The 19,807-nt window shown below is 39.7% G+C and carries 23 protein-coding genes; 7 read left to right on the top strand and 16 right to left on the bottom strand.

The genetic code is table 11. The features are described from left to right. Positions 1–66 precede the first annotated feature (66 nt). Positions 67–1,056, bottom strand: coding sequence for an NADPH:quinone oxidoreductase family protein (locus ABVF21_RS20165; protein WP_303535752.1), 990 nt, complete (start codon positions 1,054–1,056; stop codon positions 67–69). A gap of 129 nt (positions 1,057–1,185) precedes the next feature. Between ABVF21_RS20165 and ABVF21_RS20160 the strand changes: the two genes are divergently transcribed. Next, the gene (locus ABVF21_RS20160; RefSeq protein WP_303535750.1) at positions 1,186–1,773 is read left to right on the top strand and encodes a TetR/AcrR family transcriptional regulator; all 588 of its coding nucleotides are present in this window, start codon (positions 1,186–1,188) and stop codon (positions 1,771–1,773) included. Positions 1,774–2,033: 260 nt separating this feature from the next. On the opposite strand, the gene uvsE is transcribed toward ABVF21_RS20160, so the two are convergent. Continuing rightward, complete coding sequence (gene uvsE, locus ABVF21_RS20155; protein WP_303535746.1) at positions 2,034–2,999, bottom strand: UV DNA damage repair endonuclease UvsE; 966 nt, start codon at positions 2,997–2,999, stop codon at positions 2,034–2,036. A gap of 147 nt (positions 3,000–3,146) precedes the next feature. Between uvsE and ABVF21_RS20150 the strand changes: the two genes are divergently transcribed. Together ABVF21_RS20150 and ABVF21_RS20145 are read left to right on the top strand one after the other, a co-directional pair. Continuing rightward, positions 3,147–4,004, top strand: a complete 858-nt coding sequence (locus ABVF21_RS20150) for a DegV family protein (protein ID WP_303535744.1) — start codon at positions 3,147–3,149, stop codon at positions 4,002–4,004. Between the two features lie 214 nt (positions 4,005–4,218). Beyond that, a complete protein-coding gene (locus ABVF21_RS20145; RefSeq protein WP_371018850.1) occupies positions 4,219–6,162 on the top strand; it encodes an FAD-dependent oxidoreductase in 1,944 nt (647 codons plus the stop codon). A 58-nt stretch (positions 6,163–6,220) separates the two neighbouring features. On the opposite strand, the gene ABVF21_RS20140 is transcribed toward ABVF21_RS20145, so the two are convergent. The 5 genes from ABVF21_RS20140 to mscL form a co-directional block, all read right to left on the bottom strand. Then, complete coding sequence (locus ABVF21_RS20140; RefSeq protein ID WP_303535740.1) at positions 6,221–6,973, bottom strand: nucleotidyltransferase domain-containing protein; 753 nt, start codon at positions 6,971–6,973, stop codon at positions 6,221–6,223. 95 nt (positions 6,974–7,068) lie between these two features. Then, positions 7,069–7,398 carry a tRNA-binding protein gene (locus ABVF21_RS20135; RefSeq protein ID WP_194222513.1) on the bottom strand — a complete coding sequence of 110 codons (330 nt, stop codon included), beginning with the start codon at positions 7,396–7,398 and terminating at the stop codon, positions 7,069–7,071. Positions 7,399–7,487: 89 nt separating this feature from the next. Further along, complete coding sequence (locus ABVF21_RS20130; RefSeq protein WP_303535738.1) at positions 7,488–8,126, bottom strand: nucleotidyltransferase domain-containing protein; 639 nt, start codon at positions 8,124–8,126, stop codon at positions 7,488–7,490. A 103-nt stretch (positions 8,127–8,229) separates the two neighbouring features. After that, positions 8,230–8,916 carry an alpha/beta hydrolase gene (locus tag ABVF21_RS20125; RefSeq protein ID WP_371018849.1) on the bottom strand — a complete coding sequence of 229 codons (687 nt, stop codon included), beginning with the start codon at positions 8,914–8,916 and terminating at the stop codon, positions 8,230–8,232. A gap of 90 nt (positions 8,917–9,006) precedes the next feature. Next, on the bottom strand, positions 9,007–9,516 hold the full coding sequence (gene mscL / locus ABVF21_RS20120) for a large conductance mechanosensitive channel protein MscL (protein ID WP_303535810.1): 510 nt from the start codon (positions 9,514–9,516) through the stop codon (positions 9,007–9,009). A 173-nt stretch (positions 9,517–9,689) separates the two neighbouring features. Here mscL and ABVF21_RS20115 point away from each other — a divergent pair, with 173 nt between their 5' ends. Then, a complete protein-coding gene (locus ABVF21_RS20115; RefSeq protein WP_194222516.1) occupies positions 9,690–10,907 on the top strand; it encodes a DUF819 domain-containing protein in 1,218 nt (405 codons plus the stop codon). Positions 10,908–10,961: 54 nt separating this feature from the next. Here ABVF21_RS20115 and ABVF21_RS20110 read toward each other — a convergent pair whose 3' ends face one another. From ABVF21_RS20110 to ABVF21_RS20085, 6 genes are all read right to left on the bottom strand, one after another. Further along, the gene (locus ABVF21_RS20110) at positions 10,962–11,711 is read right to left on the bottom strand and encodes an SDR family oxidoreductase (RefSeq protein WP_194222517.1); all 750 of its coding nucleotides are present in this window, start codon (positions 11,709–11,711) and stop codon (positions 10,962–10,964) included. Between the two features lie 113 nt (positions 11,712–11,824). Further along, positions 11,825–12,289: a thioredoxin family protein gene (locus ABVF21_RS20105; RefSeq protein WP_371018848.1), complete on the bottom strand. Its 465-nt coding sequence runs from the start codon at positions 12,287–12,289 to the stop codon at positions 11,825–11,827. Further along, positions 12,286–12,723 carry a disulfide oxidoreductase gene (locus ABVF21_RS20100; protein ID WP_303535728.1) on the bottom strand — a complete coding sequence of 146 codons (438 nt, stop codon included), beginning with the start codon at positions 12,721–12,723 and terminating at the stop codon, positions 12,286–12,288. Before ABVF21_RS20100 ends, ABVF21_RS20105 begins: the two co-directional genes overlap by 4 nt. A 132-nt stretch (positions 12,724–12,855) precedes the next feature. Continuing rightward, positions 12,856–13,956 (bottom strand): M24 family metallopeptidase, encoded by a 1,101-nt coding sequence (locus ABVF21_RS20095; RefSeq protein ID WP_303535726.1) that lies wholly within the window; start codon positions 13,954–13,956, stop codon positions 12,856–12,858. A gap of 174 nt (positions 13,957–14,130) precedes the next feature. After that, positions 14,131–14,670 (bottom strand): hypothetical protein, encoded by a 540-nt coding sequence (locus tag ABVF21_RS20090; protein ID WP_303535724.1) that lies wholly within the window; start codon positions 14,668–14,670, stop codon positions 14,131–14,133. Between the two features lie 299 nt (positions 14,671–14,969). Then, positions 14,970–15,170: a hypothetical protein gene (locus ABVF21_RS20085; protein ID WP_303535723.1), complete on the bottom strand. Its 201-nt coding sequence runs from the start codon at positions 15,168–15,170 to the stop codon at positions 14,970–14,972. Positions 15,171–15,315: 145 nt separating this feature from the next. Between ABVF21_RS20085 and ABVF21_RS20080 the strand changes: the two genes are divergently transcribed. After that, positions 15,316–16,218 carry an aldo/keto reductase gene (locus ABVF21_RS20080; RefSeq protein ID WP_371018847.1) on the top strand — a complete coding sequence of 301 codons (903 nt, stop codon included), beginning with the start codon at positions 15,316–15,318 and terminating at the stop codon, positions 16,216–16,218. A gap of 184 nt (positions 16,219–16,402) precedes the next feature. Here the strand turns inward: ABVF21_RS20080 and ABVF21_RS20075 are convergent, their stop codons facing one another. From ABVF21_RS20075 to ABVF21_RS20065, 3 genes are all read right to left on the bottom strand, one after another. Beyond that, a complete protein-coding gene (locus ABVF21_RS20075; protein ID WP_303535719.1) occupies positions 16,403–16,795 on the bottom strand; it encodes a DoxX family protein in 393 nt (130 codons plus the stop codon). A gap of 64 nt (positions 16,796–16,859) precedes the next feature. Beyond that, positions 16,860–17,426, bottom strand: a complete 567-nt coding sequence (locus tag ABVF21_RS20070) for a biotin transporter BioY (protein ID WP_303535716.1) — start codon at positions 17,424–17,426, stop codon at positions 16,860–16,862. A 72-nt stretch (positions 17,427–17,498) separates the two neighbouring features. Beyond that, positions 17,499–18,242 (bottom strand): divergent polysaccharide deacetylase family protein, encoded by a 744-nt coding sequence (locus tag ABVF21_RS20065; RefSeq protein WP_303535808.1) that lies wholly within the window; start codon positions 18,240–18,242, stop codon positions 17,499–17,501. A gap of 145 nt (positions 18,243–18,387) precedes the next feature. Between ABVF21_RS20065 and ABVF21_RS20060 the strand changes: the two genes are divergently transcribed. Next, positions 18,388–19,122 (top strand): arylamine N-acetyltransferase family protein, encoded by a 735-nt coding sequence (locus tag ABVF21_RS20060; protein ID WP_303535714.1) that lies wholly within the window; start codon positions 18,388–18,390, stop codon positions 19,120–19,122. A gap of 98 nt (positions 19,123–19,220) precedes the next feature. Beyond that, entirely contained in the window at positions 19,221–19,733 is a 513-nt protein-coding gene (locus ABVF21_RS20055) for an acyl-CoA thioesterase (RefSeq protein WP_226616780.1), read from the top strand. Positions 19,734–19,807: the final 74 nt, after the last annotated feature.

The raw sequence follows: 19,807 nt of genomic DNA, 5'->3' as shown, positions 1-19,807 counted from the left end.
AGCATTGCTCTCCCTTCTTTCTTGTTAGCTGAAAGGCGAAGGTACCACCTAACATCGCTCTCTTATTTAGAATGCAACGATTGTTCTTCCACGTACTTTGCCACTTAGAATTGAACTCAAGACATCAGGTAGTTCATCAAGTGTCACTTCATTTTGAATCGCTTCAAGGTGCTCAGACGGTTTATATTCGTCAGCGGCTTTCTTCCAAATTTCCTTCCGCTTTTCCATTGGACAATAGACAGAGTCAATCCCGAGTAAATTAACTCCTCTTAAAATAAACGGAAAAACAGTTGTAGGAACTTTAGCGCCTGCAGTAAGACCACTTACGGCAACAGCGCCACCGTACATTGTATTACTTAAAACAGCAGCAAGCGTTTCTCCTCCAACGGGATCGACTGCGCCTGCCCACTTCTGTTTGCCAATCGGCTTAAATCCTTCAGGGGCTACTTCTTCTCGACCGATTGTATGTGTCGCACCAAGTTGCTTCAAGTAATCATATTCTGATTCTTTCCCTGTACTTGCTGCCACTTCATACCCTTTTTTAGCTAAAATAGCTACAGCCATACTTCCTACGCCACCCGTTGCACCTGTCACAAGAACTGGTCCTTTTTCAGGCGTCACACCCGCTTGTTCAAGTTGGTACACGGAAAGAGCTGCCGTAAATCCTGCTGTTCCGTATACCATTGCCTCTTTAAAAGACAATCCGTCAGGAAGTGGGACGATCCAATCTGATTTCACCCTTGCATACTCGCTAAACCCGCCGGAGTGTGACACGCCTAACTCGTAGCTAGTAACAATGACCCGATCTCCTTCCTTCCAATCTGGATGATCCGATTCCTCAACAACACCTGCAAGATCTATACCAGGGATGTGGGGGTATTTCTTAACAATATTTCCCTTTGGATGAGTAGCTAACCCATCTTTATAGTTCACGCTAGAATAATGAACTTTAACTAACACATCTCCTTCAGGGAGATCGTTTTTCGTTAAATTCTTTATCGATACTTTTGTATCCTCATCAATCTTATCAACAACTAGAGCTTTAAATTGATCCATCTAGGATCCCTCCTTCAACTTTCTTTCGGACTCATCTTAACAGAAATTATTCTGACCGGTCAATTAATCTGAATTCTTTAATCGCACATATGGTTTGTGTATAATGATCACTGTAAGGAGAGGAATAAGATGAAACGTAAAGCTGAGTTAAAGCGGCAGCAGATTATTAAAGCAGCCTATCAAGCCGTCTCTGATAAAGGCTATGAGGCAGTTACACTTCAAGACATAGCTGATTATGCAGATGTAAGTAAAGGCGTCCCAAATTATTATTTCCACAACAAAGAGGACGTACTTGCTCATCTGCTCGCTCAAATTACAGATCGAATATATGAAAAAGAGAAACTGGCTGTTGAAAAAGAAACAACTTCAACAAACATGCTTATGGCATATTTAAATACAGTGTTTGTAGGTCCTAAAGAAAATGAGAAATTCTATCGTGTATATTTAGATTTTCTTGCGCAGGCAACCAGAAACAAACGGTACAGAGAAATAAATGAACGCTTTTATCAAAATTGTTCATCCATCTCTAAAGTGATCCTCGAGCAAGGGAAGAAAGAGGGCGCCTTTCGCACGATTGATAACGAAGAGGCAGGGAGAACAATTAGGGCAATGATAGACGGGTATATGATTCAATGGATGATGACGGGTGACCATACGCAACATAACGCATATAAAACAGCTTGTTACAGGAGCGTGCTTTCCTATATACAAAACTAACTTTTGCTACTTTTCAATAAAAATCTCCTCATTTCTTATTGAACTTCATTCTCTCAAAAAAACAAGACGGCCTAATAAAACATCTGAGAACGGGCAAGCTAACATCTAATAAAGGAGGGATGACGTTTGCCTCAGGAAAAAAAACGCAGCATGAAAAAAGAGCTGTCTCAATCTGTTGAACATGCCAACCAAACAAAGCCTTCCACTAAACAAAAAAGCAAAAAAATCACAGAATAAAACCGGGCCAGGAGCGCCCGGTTTTACTTTAGTTTGAACGTAGATTGATCAATAAGTTCAACATCACTTCTTTGTCTAATTCCATCCATCAGTTGAAAGAGCGCTGCATCTTTTTGTTTGGCTTCAATCATACAATCAATTTGGTCTGTGCTTCCTTTGACTTCATTCAGAAAAGAAAAGAACCAATCAACATCTACATAATCAGCATGACTTCGAAATTCCTTTTCACTCTTAGGAGAAGAAATATGCATCTTAACAGGTAGTGAAGAGTCTCTCCAAGTATTAACCACTCTCCCCCATTCTTTCGCCCAATCTTTTGTTTCATGACACGCCAGATGATGATGATAATCAAAAACGAGCGGCACGTTTAACTTCTCACATAAATAAAGAGTATCTAGGAGCGTAAACGTTGTATCATCATTCTCTAAAATAATGGTTTGTTGTATTTTCTGCGGGGTATACATCCAATTATGGATAAACCGTTCAAGTGACTTCTCCTTATCATCATAGGCTCCTCCTACATGAAGGACACACCGATGTGTTGAAGGAAGTCCCATTTCTTCAAGAAGACGTACGTGCAAAGAAAGCATTTGAATCGATGCTTGTAAAATTTCTTTCTTAGGTGAATTAAGTAAGACAAAATGATCCGGGTGAAAGTCCACCCTCATTTTTTCTCTAATTGCAAAATCACCTAACTGTTTCAACGGTTTCTTTAGTGGAGAAAGATAATCCCACCCTTCAAGGGCTTCATGATTGGCAAGCGGGATTAGCCTTGAGCTAAAGCGAAAAAAATGAATCTCGTTCCCTTTGTTGTGCTTAAGAAGACGTAGGCAGTTCTCAAGATTTGAAATAGCAATCCGCTCAAGCTTCCGAATAGCCGCTTCTCTATCTTGGATTTTTTGAAATTGAGCATATGTCATCGTCTGAGACGGAGAGCCGTTATTCAGTTCTGTACTCATTGCGACATACCCTAGCCGAATAATTGTCATCCCATTCTCACCTCCAAACATCTTTCTATTAGGCTCTCCATTCCATTCTTAATTCATTAGCCACAACTTACGTTCGATTAGGCGTTGAAGCGTGGTACAATAGACATAATACCTGGATGCGGGTAATAACAAAAAAGGGGTAATTGTATGGCAACTCGAATCATTACTGACAGCAGCGTCGACTTCCCTGAAGAACTGCTAAATGAATTGAACGTAACGGTCGTTCCACTCAACCTTCTCTTTGGTGAAGAAGAATACAAAGCTGGAGTAGATCTTGATACGCAAACGTTCTACCAAAAACTTAAAAAATCGAAAGAGCTTCCTAAGTCCTCTGCCCCAGCACCACAGGACTTTCTTACAAAATTTGAAGAAGCAAGTCCTGAGGACGATATTCTTGTTATAGCGCTGTCCGGATCATTAAGCACTACTTATGACAACGCTGTACTTGCAAAGAAAATGTTTCATGAGGAACATCCTGACAGGAAAATCGAAGTCATCAATTCAAAAACAGCCTCATCAGGTCTTGGGATCATTGTTTATCACGTTGCAGAAATGGCACGTGACGGCGAAACCTTTGAATCCATCGTTGAACAAGCATATGAATACACTGAAGATACGCTAACAATGTTTTTATTAGACACCCTTGAGAACGTTATCAAGGGGGGACGCCTCGATCGTGTAAGAGGAACGATTGCTTCAGCCTTGAATATTAAATTACTTATGAAGGCAAGTGATGACGACGGTTCACTTGAAGTCCTTGATAAAATCCGCGGAAACAAGCGAGCAGTACGCCAATTCATTCAAAAAATTGGCGAGTATGGACATAATTTTGAGGATAAAGTCATTGCTGTAGCTCATAGTAATTGTGAGGATAAAGCAAAGGCATTAATCGAGCAAATTCAAGAACGCTATAAATTCAAAAACGTGATTCTTTCGACGATGGGGCCGCTTATTGGCACTTATGCTGGCGAAGGTGGCCTTCTAGTCGCATTCAAGAAAAATTAATAACCATTTAGGGAGCGCATTTTGCGCTCTTTTTTTTTGGATAAATCTATGTTTGTTCATATTGTTGATTACTCAAATGAGCCAAAAATCAATAATATTCATTACCATATCCTTGAATAAAATAAAAATTTAAAATAAAAAAGCGCTTTCTTTACAGGAAATGAATGACCATTCATCGAAATGTGTTCAAAACAAAGAAGTGTGGTGAGCAGTTATGAAATGGGAAAAATTATTTAAACCAATTCAATTAAGGAGATTAACCCTGCCGAACAGAGTAATGATGGGATCCATGCACCTTGGAATGGAAGGAAATAAAGATCAAGAGGATGCTCTCATTTCGTTTTATACTGAACGGTCAGGAGAGAACGGTCCAGGTCTCATTGTTACAGGAGGGATATCTGTTTCACCTGAAGGCGATGGTGGACACCATTTTCTAGGATTCTATCGAGACGATGATCTTCGAGTCATGAAACGATTAACAAGCAGCGTGCATACAGCAAATGGGCGTATTGCGGCACAGCTTTTTCATGCTGGACGATATGCTTACTCTGAGATGAACGGAATTCCGTCTGTCGCTCCATCTCCTATCAAATCGCCCATACACAGAGAGACTCCCAAGGAACTAAATGAACTTGATATTCTTAATTTACTTGAATCCTATGCAGAAGCCGGTAGGAAAGCGAAAGAAGTTGGATTTGACGCAGTAGAAATCATGGGCTCTGAAGGATATTTAATCAATCAATTCCTATCACCAAGAACAAATAAGCGAGCAGATAAATGGGGCGGAAACTTTGAGAATCGCACCCGTTTTGCAATCGAAGTCCTTAAAGCAGTTCGAAAAGCAGTCGGAGAGGATTATCCGGTGATTTTTCGTATGTCTGGACTCGATTTAGTACCCAACTCCTCAACACCAGAAGAAACCGTTCAACTAGCTACAAAATTAGAGGCCCATGGTGCTGATATTCTAAACATCGGAATCGGTTGGCACGAATCAACAGTCCCAACGATTTCAATGATGGTGCCTCGTGCTGGTTTTATCGAACCCGCTCTACAAGTTAAAGAAGCGGTGACTATCCCGGTGATTGGAAGTAACCGAATTAATGACCCGGTTCTAGCTGAAGAGTTACTTCAGAAACTCGATATGGTCTCAATGGCTAGACCTTTTCTTGCCGATCCTCATCTATTAGTGAAGGCGAAGGAACAGTCACTTGATCAGATCAATACATGCATCGCTTGTAACCAGGCATGTCTTGATCATGCCTTCGAAGGCAAAGCCGTCTCTTGTCTTGTTAACCCCAGGGCTGGGAGAGAGCACAAGTGGACCATTAAGAAAGCTGCAAAGATAAAAACAGTTGTAGTGCTCGGTGGAGGCGTCGCTGGCATGGAAGCTGCAAGAGCTCATGCTGAATTAGGTCATAATGTGACACTTTATGAAGCAAGCTCTGCGATTGGTGGGCAATTTAATCTTGCTAGAAAAATTCCAATCAAGAAAGAATTTGACGAAACCATTCGCTACTATACAACGGAACTCAACCGATTAGGTGTTGAGATTTATTTAAATCATAAACCAACGGAACAAGAGCTTTTAAATCACTCACCAGATCTCATTGTGGTAGCAACTGGTGTGACACCAAGGCAACCGGTTATTCCTGGTATAGAACATGCCATAGCTTATCCAGACGTTCTTTCTGGTAATGTAGCTGTGGGCAAAAATGTGATTATCATTGGCGCCGGCGGCATCGGATGTGATGTGTCTCATTTCTTAATCGAAAAAGGAATTAATAATATTCTCCTTCTAAGACGTAATGGAAAAATGGGTGAAGGCCTTGGCAAAACAACTAAGTGGGCGATGTTGCAGGATTTAAAACAAAATGGTGTGAAATTTCGAACGAATCTCTCATATAAAGAAATGACAAAGGATGGTCTTACGATCATAAATACAGAGACAGACGAGAAAGAATTTCTCAAAGCCGACACCATCATTCTCGCAGCTGGACAAGAATCGAATATACCCCGTGAATACGAATTACTTTCACAAATAGGTGTTGAAATCGCCATTATCGGTGGCGCACGTCTTGCTGGTGAGCTAGATGCGAAACGCGCCATTTATGAAGGTGCTAAAATCGCGTTTGAACCCGAAACCATATCGATTAACTAGCTAGGTCCCAAAACGAAAAGAAGAGACGCCAGAGAGCGCCTCTTCTTTTCATTCTATATCAATTCCAAATCATACGTTTAAGAAAAGGCACACTATAAACCGTACCTTCTAACTGCTCTATGATCCAATCTTCCTCTTCCTTCAACCAGTTTCGAATAAACTTAGCAGACATCTCATGCTCTTCAATCGTCATAAACTGAAAAATTTCTTTCGACTTCTCAACCTCTTTCTCCCCTAGTGTTCCATTCAATGCTTTTAAACCAAGCTGGGCTCGATCCGGGTGATAACGGTGCAATATCACTCTTGAATAATGAAGCATAACTTGATTTAACATATGAACAGACCAAATATCGTTTCCTCTTCTTCTGGACTTCTCGTATTGAAATAAGAAAAAAGCTGTATCATCCACGTGATTGATAAACTCCTGCCTCGATAAGGTTAACTGCTCATTAAAATGACTCAACCGATTGTTGGGATCATAAATCACTTTGCAATAATCTTTCTCTATCAACGATTCCGCTGTCACTGTAAATAAATCAAGATGGAGCATATTATCGAACACAGCGATGATCTGTGGAGCAATAATAAAAATTTCATCATAAAAGAGAAGATTAGCATATGCTTCTAAATGATGCTTTCGATTCTTAAGAAACAATTCCACATCGTTCTCTTCTACAAGACAATAAAGATCAACATCCGAATTTTCATCATGTTCGTTTCGTCCCATAGATCCTTTAAGAAAAATCGCTTTTACAAGAGGATCTTGCTCCAGACTGTTAGATATCACTCGAACCGCTTCTTCTTGCTTCACTCCCTCACCTCGTTTTTACATTTTTTAGACATTAAACCATTATATAGGGAAAATACGTAAATAGACAAGAAAAAAAGAATGCTTAAATGCACTCTTCACCCTAATTTATCGCCTTTTTTCACTTTTTGATCAGGCTGTATTAGCACGACTCCTTCATCTCCATATACGCCTAATACAAGCACTTCAGACATATAATCTGCAATTTGCCTTGGGGGGAAATTCACCACCGCCATCACCTGTTTACCGATTAAATCATCCTGATTATACAGGTCCTTAATTTGTGCACTGGACTTCTTTATACCAATTTCCTCCCCCAGATCTACCTTTAATTGATAAGCCGGTTTTCTAGCCTTTTTAAAATCATTCACTTCAATAATTTCCCCAACACGAATATCAAGTTTCATAAAATCATCAAACGTCGCCACTTCATCCACCCGACCCTTTCATCTAAGTATAGAATCCTTTCTTTCAATACCTCTATCATTTGTTTCTCGAGATGATTTCAAAATCCTTCCTATTCCAATCTCTTCTCCATAAATAGATGAATCCCGCTATGAATTTCATCCTCACTTTTGTGTCGCTCTCCAAATAAAAATGAAGAATAACACTCTACTAGGAAGCGATCGCTCTCTTCAAATTGTATGGCGTATAGTTCAGATAGGGTAAGGGGGTATTGTGAAGTCTTGATAAACTGTTCGATGCGAAGGGCGTACATGATGTCATTTAATAATTCGTAGTGGTTGATTGGCGGCATACATTGTTGCAAGCGAGTATCAATGGACTGTAGCAGGCTCACAAGACCACGCTTGATTTTAGTTCTTGAAGGAAGAACAAATGGTGTGTCTCCATATACGTTTAATTGCTCAAAACAAGGAGCCACATACTCTCTTGACCCATCAGCCATTTCGCTAAATTCCTGTAGACTAACTTCTCTTAGATCAAGTGAAATACCCGTTAGTTCAGGGAGACATGGAGACTTACTTGGGAGTTCCTTATAAAAACACCAGATATCCAGATCGGAATACGGACCAGCTTCCCCTCTAGCAAAGCTTCCTGTCAAAACAATCCCAGATAACGATGGTTGTTTCAATCGGACTACAAGTCGTTTAGCGTATTTTTCAATCATTATTGGAGTAAGTAGTGGATTTCGCATCTCTTTTTCTCCTTTTCACCGAGACCCTAAGAAGGAGCTAGCAAGTATGAAGCTGTTCTTTATAGTTAAAAACAAGCTCTTTTTATTATAATCAATCATCCCGCTAGTTTATAAGGAAACGGTACACCGTATGAATAACATCATCCCGATCCTCTCCGTGACAGATCAAATGCTTTGAATTCTCCATCAATCTAACCTGTTTCTCATCCGAACGAATCAATTGATAAATCGTATCAGCGGTTTTATAAGGTACCATTCCATCAAGCTTTCCCTGTAGGATGATCGTTGGAATAGAGACATGTTCAAAGGATGGCTTGAGGTGTTGGACAAGCTTTCGAAATTCTAATGAAGCAAGGAGTGGCGTTGTCTTCACCTTTTTGCTATAGCGAAGAAACAATTCATTTTGAAGAAGCTTTCCTCTGTAGAGATCGGTCATCATTTCTCTTATATCCTTCACCATCTGCAAAGGATGAATATATTGTATAGCTGCACTTAATAACACTAATTTATCAACTTGATACTTCGTTGCTAAATAGCCAGCCAGAACGCCACCCATTGAAAATCCAATGAGATAAATCGTATCGCAACGTTCTAACAACTGCTTTAAATGCTCCTCAGCTGTATCTATCCATTGTTGAAAAGTAATCCCTCTAAGTGAATCCTTTTCCCCATGTCCCGGAAGCGTCGGTGATACTACAATCCAATCCGTTTGACGTCTAAAATAATTTGCCAGAGGTTCAACTTCAAATGGTGACCCTGTAAATCCATGTATGAGCAAACAACCAATCATGTTTGGCCCCTCACCTTTCCTTCTGTCGTTACCACTTTATATTCCCATCAGAAGAAAAAGTTAATCACTTGTAGTCCTTACATATCATCCCTATTGCTTAAATGAGGTTCTTGAACCTTTCCGAACATGAACCTTTAGTGAAGACGGTTCTAGTTCTTCACGAAGAGAGGTAGAGCAATTCGGACAAATCACTGCTTTCGAAGGTATCGGCGTACAGCAAAACTGGCATTCTTTTCTAGTCATAGAATTAATAGGATCTTGTCCTGGTTTTCGCCATCTATTCAACTGACGAACGACAAGAAACACCGAAAAGAAAATGATTAAAAAGCGAATGGACGTTGTAAGGAAGACTCCATAATTGATTGTCGCCGCCCCAGCTTCTTTTGCATCAGAGAGAGACGGATAATAATGCCCATTTAAACTAATAAAAAGATCGGAAAAATTAATTCTCGCTAATAGTAAACCTACAGGTGGAAGAATAATATCTGAAACAAGCGAATCGATAAAATTACTAAATGCTGCGCCTAGTACAATTCCAATTCCCATATCAGCCGCGTTACCTCTAATAGCGAAATGACGAAATTCATTTAATAGACCGATGGAAATTCACTCCTTTATCCTCGCTCTACACAATATGTATGCTTCATTAATACAAGCTATGAATTTTTTAATGTTTTCAATTTTTCTTTAATTAGTTTTAAAAGCGAAGAATGTCACTTAGATGATATAATGTCTATTTGCGACTATAGTCTAACATCAAGGAGTGAAAAATAATGACATTTGCACTAGCCTGGTCAAAGGCTAATCCATTAATTGAGGATCCGATGGCTGTATTTGTCTATCTAACGGTTGTAGTTGGAGCAATCTTCATGCTTGGCGAATCAAAAAACAACGTTCTGCAGAAGATATTTCATTATGCCCCACCGTTAATTTGGACATACTTTATCCCAATGCTATCAACGACATTTGCGATTATTCCGCAAGAGTCGACTTTATATGGCTTCGTTTCTACGTATATTCTTCCAGTTGGGCTCCTGCTGTTATTATTATCAGCTAACGTCCCAGCTACGTTAAGATTAGGACCAAAAGCCTTATTAATGTTCCTAGCAGGAACAATCGGTGTTATTATCGGTGGACCGATTGCGCTAGCCATCTTCCAACCTTGGCTACCTGCAGACGCATGGACAGGAGTTGCTGCTCTCGCAGGAAGTTGGATTGGCGGCTCAGCGAATATGGCTGCAATGATTGAAGCAGTGGGCACACCTAAAGAAATTCTTTCCCCAATTATTGTCGTTGACACTGTTGTCGGCTATAGCTGGATGGGGATTATGATTTTTCTTGCAGGATTCCAGCACAAGTTTAACAAATGGAACAAAGCGGACGATTCCGTTATTCAAAGTGTGAATAAGGAAATGAATGATATTCAACGTAAAAATGAACGCCCGATTCAAGTACCTCAGCTACTAGGATTACTTGGACTTGGCTTTGGCGTCTCTTATATCGTATTGAAAATTTCCGAGAATCTTCCACAATCAGCTGTGCTATCTACAACAACATGGACAGTCATGATTATTTCTGCCATCGGTATTTTGTTCTCATTCACTCCTATTAAAAAGCTAGAGGGTTATGGCGCTAGTAAAGTCGGCTATACAGCCATTTATCTTTTGCTTGCTACAATAGGGGCAAGAGCGGATCTTACTTATGTAGTGGATTCACCACAATATGTCCTAATGGGCATTGTGTGGCTCAGTATTCATATTCTTGTTATCTTCATCGCAGCGCGCTTATTACGTGCCCCTCTTTTCTTTGTGGCCGTAGGTTCACAAGGAAATATTGGTGGGACAAGCTCGGCACCAATCGTTGCCTCTGTTTTCCAACCCTCACTTGCTCCTGTTGGACTTTTGATGGGAATTGTAGGTAACGTTGTCGGTAGCTACGCAGCGGTTCTCTGTGCGCAATTGGCCAAGATGGTCGCCACAATGTTGCTCTAGAACCTCAGTCTAGAAAGTTAAAAACCGTTCTCCTATATGGAGAACGGTTTTTCATTATCCTTGGGATGTTGGACGCACTAGTACTTCATTGATCGATACACTGTCAGGTTGACCAACAGCATAATAAACGGCATCAGCAATCGCCTCTGGATCCAGTGGATCAAGACCATTTGGTCCGCGATTATTCAACTTCTCTTGAACATCTTCATCTGTAATTGTGTTCGTTAACTCTGTTGCAACAGCCCCTGGTGATATGATCGTTGCACGAATATTTGTTGAAGGAGACATTTCCTTACGCAGTCCTTCTGTAATCGCTCGCACAGCAAATTTCGTACCACAATACACTGCACCAGCTGGCATAATTTCATGACCGGCAACAGAAGATACATTAATTATATGTCCAGATTTTCTTTCTTCCATATGTGGAAGAACTCCGGCAATACCGTAGAGGACACCTTTTATATTCACATCAACCATCTTATCCCACTCATCAATCTTAAGCTTATTCATGAATGATAGCGGCATCAATCCTGCGTTATTGATCATGACGTCAATCTGTCCATAATGCTCAATCGTTTTATCGGCAAGAGCCTGCATTTGTTCCCTTGAAGTTACATCTGTTGTTTGGATAATTGCTTCTCCGCCATTGTTTGTAATATCGTTCTTTAATTCTTCAAGGCGGTCCTCACGTCGAGCTGCAAGAACAACTTTTGCACCGTCTCCTGCAAGTTTCTTCGCCGTTGCTTCGCCGATTCCACTGCTTGCTCCAGTAATAATAACTACTTTTCCATTAATATGACTCATGATTCTCCACCTTTCGTTTTATCCTCACATCTCTAGTTCCCGGTTGAATGACGTGTAAACATTCCAATGTTTTATTGTATACAAAAAGCACCCTCACAGGGTGCTTTTGTATGTTAATCATTCTTTTCAATCCACTGTTTAAAAGTGTCTTCTGTTTGCGTACCTACAATACGATCAACTTCTTTACCATCTTTAAATCGTACAAGAGTTGGCGTTGATTCAATTCTGTAATCATTCCATCCTTGTTCAAACTCAAGAACATTGTATTTTTTCAAGTCAATTCCCATATCTTCTGCAAGTGGTACAAGGACTGGGGACGTATTTTTACAATGGATACAAGTTGGACTATAGAAATAGACGAAGGCATCTTCTTCATTAGACAGTGCTTCATCAAGCTCATCAGGTAAAATTTGATTTTGATATAATGGATCGTCGAGTTGTTCTATAGTAGCTGGATTTAGAGAGCTCTTCCCGTATGGATTCCCTTCTGTCTTCTCACTATTACTATAGTTTGTAACGAAGGCGAGTGCTCCGAATATTACGATGACAATACCAAGAAAGATAATAGCTTTCTTCATATGTTTTCCTCCCTCTTTGTTTGCTTATGTAAGGCAACCATTAGAATCGTAATGGTTAGAAATGCAATAAGTGCTAGAAACGGTATCGTAATAAATCCAAGGTAATTAATATATTCACCTGTACAAGGAACCCTACCACATGATGGTGCCGATTCTGCTAGAAAAGATGTTTTTTGTAGCAAATAATGGTACAGCGAAACGCTTGCACCAATGATCGACAATGGGAGAACATAAAATCGTTGGGATGCGTCTTTGCGAACCACAGCGATACCTAGAATCATAACTAGAGGATACATAAGAATTCTTTGATACCAACATAGTTCACAAGGTTCGTATCTAAGAACTTCAGAAAAATACAAACTTCCAGCAAGGGCAAGAACTGAAGCAGCCCACGCTCCAAATAAAAGATACTCACTTTTTTTCTCAGTATTCACAGCTGTACCTCTCTTCTTTCAAGCCAAAATATATTATTATTATACACTACTATTGATGACGTGAAATAAACAGAATGATGACAATCCATTTAACTCTTTTTTAAGCCGGCTCTTTGAAGAGCCGACTTTATCTCACTTAATAATTTGTAGATCCTTCGGATACTTTGTTAACGTCTCATAACCAGTCTCTGTTACAAGAACATCATCTTCTATACGCACGCCGCCAACATCTGATAGATAGATACCCGGCTCAATCGTATACGTCATACCTACTTGAAGCAAGTCGTCATTCTTCTCGCTCATGGAAGGATACTCATGTACTTCAATTCCAATACCATGTCCAATACGATGTGGAAAGTGTTCGCCATATCCTGCTTTAGAAATGATGTTTCTTGCTGCAAGGTCAATATCACCTAGTCGTGTCCCAGGTTTTGAGATATTAAGTGATTCCGTTTGTGCACTTAGTACCGTCTCATAAATTTCTTTTTGCTTATCGTTAACCTCACCAAAAGCCACTGTTCTAGTAATATCAGAGCAATATCCGTTTAGTACAACTCCGAGATCAAATAAGACGAGATCTCCTTTTCTTAATTGCCGCTCTCCAGGATTACCGTGTGGTTGTCCAGATTTCTCACCAAACAAGACCATTGTTGAAAATGACATCTCACGAATTCCTTTTTTCTTCAATTCAAATTCAATTGTAGCAAGGACTTCCATCTCAGTAACACCTTCGCGTAAAGCCTTAACACCAGTTTCTACACCAAAATCAGCAAACGCTGCTGCTTCACGTAATACTTCAATTTCTTTCTCATCCTTAATTAGGCGCAATTGATTCAGTCCAAGTTCTGCAGAGTGATAGCTCAGCTCAGGATAACGTGTTTGCAGTTCTTCAGCACGCTCATAAACAAGCATACCTTTTTCAATCGAAGCACTAGTTGGCTTATGGACGCCACGTTGTTTCAGTGCTTCATAAATAAAGTCAAATGGTTGTTCTGAATCACTATAGCCGATAATGTCATATTTCCACCCTGCATCTCTAGCCTGTGAAACTTCCATTCCAGGACAGACGAGAAAAGGTTCCTGATTCGGCACCACAAAAAGTCCAAGCAACCTTTCATGAGGCTCACAATGAAAGTTAGTCAAATAATAGACGTTAGAAGGAGAATGGATGTACGCAAAATCTTGATTCTGCTCAATAAGGTAATTAGTAAATTTCGATAAACGTTCGTTCATAGTGACACTTCCTTTTTGAAATTAACCTGTTCACTTTTTCATTCAATTAGAACACAGGTCTCTTGATTATTAAGATCGTTACCTACCCTAGCTTATCATACGTGAAATCGTATACGTCATACAAAAAAATACTATGTAAAAAACCCTGCATTTAATATGCAGGGTTAAATCTCTCTATTCTAGTTCTTTCGCAAAGCTTGGCTTAATTAAATCAGCATCTTCAAAGACTTTACCCATTTGATCTTCAAACATCGTAAAATGCTCTAATGCCTTCTCCTGTACTGAAGAATCATCAATAGTAGCTTGCTCAGCGCGAATTTCATAGGCTTCCGTTAGTTCATCAAGCGCGCTTTCAATTTCTTCTTTCGAGTCGTTCAATTCAGATGGAACTTTTAGGTTTTCAATACCTTCAACAGTGGCTTTGCTTGCTTCTACAGCATTGCCTTTCAGTTCTTTAAGTTCTTCGGTTGAAGGCTTTTCCTCTTCGGGTGTTTCACTGTCACTTAAAGCAAACTTAGCTGACTCATATGCTGCAATGTCTTCATTATTTTCTTTCAAAACGCTAACGATTTCAGATTGAAAATCAAGTAGAACACTCTTCGTGTCCATCTGCTCTGCCTCTCCGCTAGTTTCATTAGCACTATTTGTATTTGAACCGCATGCTGCTACGACGAGAAGCATTGATAAACTCAAGACAAAAAAGACCTTTTTCATTGGTATAACCCCCATTATAAGTGTACTTCCAAAAATTAGTTTAGCACGTTATTAAATTTTGTAAATGAAAATATATGGATAAAAACCCTTTCTAAATCACTGGTATAAAAGGATTTATGTATATTTATTAAATGAGACAAATAAAAATAGCTGCCGGCGTTGGCAGCTACGATATTCAAACAATTGGAGAAGGGGGAACTTCTTTGGCTTTGTTTGAGCTATATATGACAATTTGTGTCGGGGAACACCATGTCTCTTTTCTTCTATACTGATAATGATAATCTTTATCAATTAGAAAGTCAATAACTTTTCTTAAATGAAATTGGTGGTGTTGATTCAAAAGCACTCGTTTTCTTTTTACGTACATAACCACTTCTTAAAGCCTCTGCCCTAAGAACAAGTGCAAATGCTGTAAAGGAAAAGACTAGTATTAAGAAAAACATGGAGATTTGTAACGTTTCAACCATATTACCCACCTCTTCATTGACTATTTTTTTCATTATAGCACGCCTTAATGATAATGAGAAGCATTATCATTAAGGATGAGCACATTTGCACACTAATAAAGGTTCAACAAGTTGCGCAAACGATTTCATTACATTATGATAAGAAAAGTACATATAAAACCATTTTGGAGGATTAATGATGCAGCGTATTCATTTAACAGAAGATTTATCATTCTCTCGTCTCGTCCATGGTCTCTGGCGACTTGCAGACTGGAATCAAACGAGTGAAGAAACACTTTCTTTAATAGAGCATAATCTCGATCATGGCATTACAACGTTCGATCACGCTGACCTTTATGGAAGTTATGAGTGTGAAGAACTTTTCGGGAAAGCATTATCACTCAAACCATCTCTACGTGATCAAATGGAGATTGTCACAAAATGCGGGATTGTAATCGAGTCTCCTAATCGTCCCTCCCACCAATCTCATCATTATAATACAAGTAAAGATCACATCATCGCTTCTGCTGAACAGTCCCTTACAGCACTTGGGATTGAGCATATCGATGTCCTGTTAATTCATCGACCTGACCCCTTTATGGATCCAGAACAAGTGGCCGAAGCTTTTTATGAATTAAAACAAGCTGGAAAGGTTCGTCATTTTGGAGTCTCTAATTTCAAACGTCATCAACTTAACATGCTACAATCTTATGTGGATCAACCATTAATTACAAATCAGCTGGAACTTTCAGCCTATCATCTTGAGAACTTCGAAGATGGCACGCTAAATCTTTGTCAGGAAAAGCGAATGAAACCAATGGCATGGTCTCCTCTTGCAGGAGGAGATGTGTTCACATCGCAAGAAGATAAAGCAGTTCGTCTCCGCAAGACGATAGAAAAGATTGCCTCTGAGATCGGTGCTGAAGGGATCAATCAAGTGCTTTATGCATGGCTACTTAACCATCCGGCAAACATTATGCCAATCGTTGGATCTGGAAAGCGTGAGCGAATTGATAGTGCTGTTGAAGCTCTTTCTTACTCCTTATCACGCGATCAATGGTTTGAAATTCTAACAAGTTCTATGGGACATGATATTCCATAAGAGCCTCGCTAACCGAGATATATTCTAAATTTGATCTGGATATGACACAAACAGAAGCGCCTATCTATAGAAAGGCGCTTCTTCTTATTATTCATTTTTAAACAAACGTGTATTTAGCTCTATTTAGAGCTATATTGCTGTACAATATTTACTGAAAAACCTTCTCTTCAAATACCGTTCTGTTTCATCTTTTTATTTTTTTACTTGAAATAATTTCAGATAATGCCAGCTTCCTACTACCTGTAAATGCTAGTATAAGTGATAATCCAAAAAGGGAAAGTGGAAATTCGTAGCCTCCTATTAGCCCCATAGGAAGCTTTGCAAGAACAATAGCACCAATCATCGTTAATCCAAGGAGGATCGCAGATGGGATAACGAAAATCCCCGCAATAAGAAACGCTCCTCCAACGGCTTCAATAATGGCTGTAGCATAAGCTAACCAGGCAGGTTGACCAATTTTTTCAAACATCGCAATGGTATTTCCTATTCCACCTAATTTTTGTATTCCATGAGCTAGCATAATGAAACCGAGTATTACTCGACCACCCAGAAAGCCCCACTCCATTCTGTTCTTCATAATGGACACCTCACTTGTTGTATTGTTTCTTAGCTAACGTGTCAGGCAGGGCCAATGGATCACTTTACGCTTGAATCGTTCCCACGGGGCTTTGTAAGAGCCTTGCTTGAATCAGACGTTTGCGAACAGTAATACCTATCCAACTTGCAAGAAATGCTTTGATTAAACCAACGAATAAGAAAGGATAAACCCCCGCGACCATCGCTTCATGCCAGTTTAGATCTACAACAAATTTTAATTGAATCGTACCGATTAATAGGATGATAATCATAGACACTGTGTTCGCCAACATCGCATGCACCATAGTATACGATGTTTTCTCTAGGATAAGGCCAGTAACATATGCCGCAATAATGAATGCAAAAATATATCCACCAGTTGGTCCTAATAAGACTCCTAATCCACCTTTTGCCTGTGCAAACACCGGAAGACCAATACCCCCTAATATTGTATAGCCTGTCATCGTAATGGCGCCGTATTTACTACCAAGAATTGTGGCCGTTAAACCGACAGCTAAAGTCTGTCCACTAATTGGAACAAGTGGTAAAGGAATTTCCATTTGTGCAAGAATAGATGTGACCCCAATAAAGAATCCACATAAAATTATCACTCGAAAATTTGATTTCTCCATTTTCTCCCCCCTAAAATGTTAACCTTAATAAAAACAATGTTAACACTTATTCGAGGAAGGAGGAAGATCTATTTAAGGCATGCTTTCATCAATCATTTCAAAACCTGGAATCATCTGCGAAAGAGGTACAATTGTTGCTTCATTTTTGTACATTGGAATAAATTCATTTAAAACAGCTACCATCTTTTCCCCCGCGATTCCTACATGTCCAATTGCGATATGAGCCTCATCATCTTTCAGTTTTTCCGCCAACTCTTGAGCTTGTCTGCTCATATGTTGAATTGTATAGACATCATCAAAAAAAAGCTCATTCTCAAGATAAGGTACCCCTATTTCTTCTGCTAGTTCAGGAATGACACTTTTCCCTGTTGTCTTGCTATCTAAATAATAGAGTCCCTTTTCTCGACACACTTCAAGAACTATCCTCATCACTCGTTCATCAGCTGTCGCTTTTGAACCCATATGGTGATTCATTCCTACCGCATGAGGAACAGCCTCAATCGCTTCGTTTACTCGCTTTCGAATTTCTTTATTAGGAAGATCAGTTGTAATTGCCCCTGGACCTAGCCAGCTTCTCTTTCCTCTAACCGGTTCCATCGGAATATGAACGATCACTTCATGTCCATAACGATGCGCTTCCTCCGCATCTCTTTCAGTCGTTTCAAGAAACGGCATAATGGCTACCGTTAGCGTAACAGGTAATCGAAGCATTTCATCTGTCCCACCCATGTCATTTCCAAAATCATCAATAACAATGGCCAACTCGCGATTATTCTCCGCATACACGTGACTTGGAAAAAGTATGATCAACATCATAATACAAATCCACCTGTTCACATCCTCACACCCCTTTTCTCTTTAATATTCCCATATAAGCCATCTTCATGAATGCCGAGGTAGATCAGTTGCGTTATCCATACGACTGCATGAAAATAGAGAGAGGATAGAAAGGAGTTTCAGTATGAACGTAGAGGAGTATTTACTACGCATCTGTACAGAAAGTGAGCAAACCGACCTTCTCTCTCTTCAATTACTTCAAAAAAATCATATACATCACATTCCTTTTGAAAACCTCGATACCTCAAAAAACATATGGATCGATTTAAACCTTGAGACTATGTATCAAAAGGTAATCACACAAAAACGAGGGGGGCTATGTTTTGAACTTAACCCCCTATACAATTGGCTTCTTAACGAAATTGGCTTTTCCCCTATTTTGATTACAGGTACAGTAGCAATTAATGAAAAAAATTGGGGTAAAAAAAACACACACCTAACAAATCTTGTTGAACTTGAAGGAACGACATACTTAACAGATGTAGGGTTTGGAAATTCAAGTCAAACTCCTATTCCCCTAACTGGAGAGGTTGTTTACGATGGTTATCACCATTACAGGATTGTTCATCACTCTGAAGATGAGTTTGATCTGCAAAAAGCAGAATATGAAGAATGGCAGACTCAAGTCCGCTTCTCAACTGAAGCCCGAACGTTGGCTGATTATGAGCCATTAAGTTCTTTCGTTCAATCAGACCCGAACTCACCTTTTACTAACGGTGTAGTAGTCACTATTGCGACTAATGAAGGACGAACGACACTAACAAAAGATTCACTTAGTTTTACAAAAAATGCACAAAAAACGGTCTTTGACGTGAACGAAGATGAGTGGGACTATTTATATAACCTCTACTTTAGATAACTCTTCTACATGTACATGTAAGACATAGGTTTTTCAACTCTTGATCAAGGGCATAGTAAAGATAGACTACAAGAAAAGCATAATAAGGAGAGACGAATATGGAATCTAAATACATTCGCGAATCACGTGTTGTCAAAACAAGTCACGTATTCCCAGAAGCAACAAACAATCATAACACTTTATTTGGTGGCCAGCTGATGAGAGACATTGATGATATTGCATCAATCGCAGCAATGCGCCACTGTCGTAGTGAAGTTGTAACAGCCTCAACTGACTCTGTTGACTTCTTACACCCAATTACACCAGACGATTCCGTTTGTCTCGAAGCATACGTGACATTCACCGGAAAGTCATCTATGGAAGTATTTGTGAAAGTGATAGCAGAGCATCTCCTATCAGGCGAAAGACATATCGGAGCAACAGCATTCCTTACATTTGTGGCATTGGATGAAAAGAAAAAACCACTACCTGTTCCAAAAGTCATCCCTGAATCAGAAGAAGAAAAAAATCTACACGAAACAGCTCCCGCCCGAGCAGAAAAACGCAAAGAACACCGCCAGGCCAGTAAAGAACTAGCCGGCCTCCTAACCACAGAAAAACCTTGGGAATAACAAAAGCAGAAGGGACCGGTTAGCCTCGACAAGCGCTGGAGGCATTTCAAATGAACACACCCTTTGTGTTCATT

It is taken from the genome of Pseudalkalibacillus sp. JSM 102089 (assembly GCF_041366475.1).
Lineage (GTDB): Bacteria > Bacillota > Bacilli > Bacillales > Guptibacillaceae > Guptibacillus > Guptibacillus hwajinpoensis_B.
The sequence above is the reverse complement of the archived record's forward strand: the minus strand, read 5'-3'. Positions and strand labels throughout refer to the sequence as shown.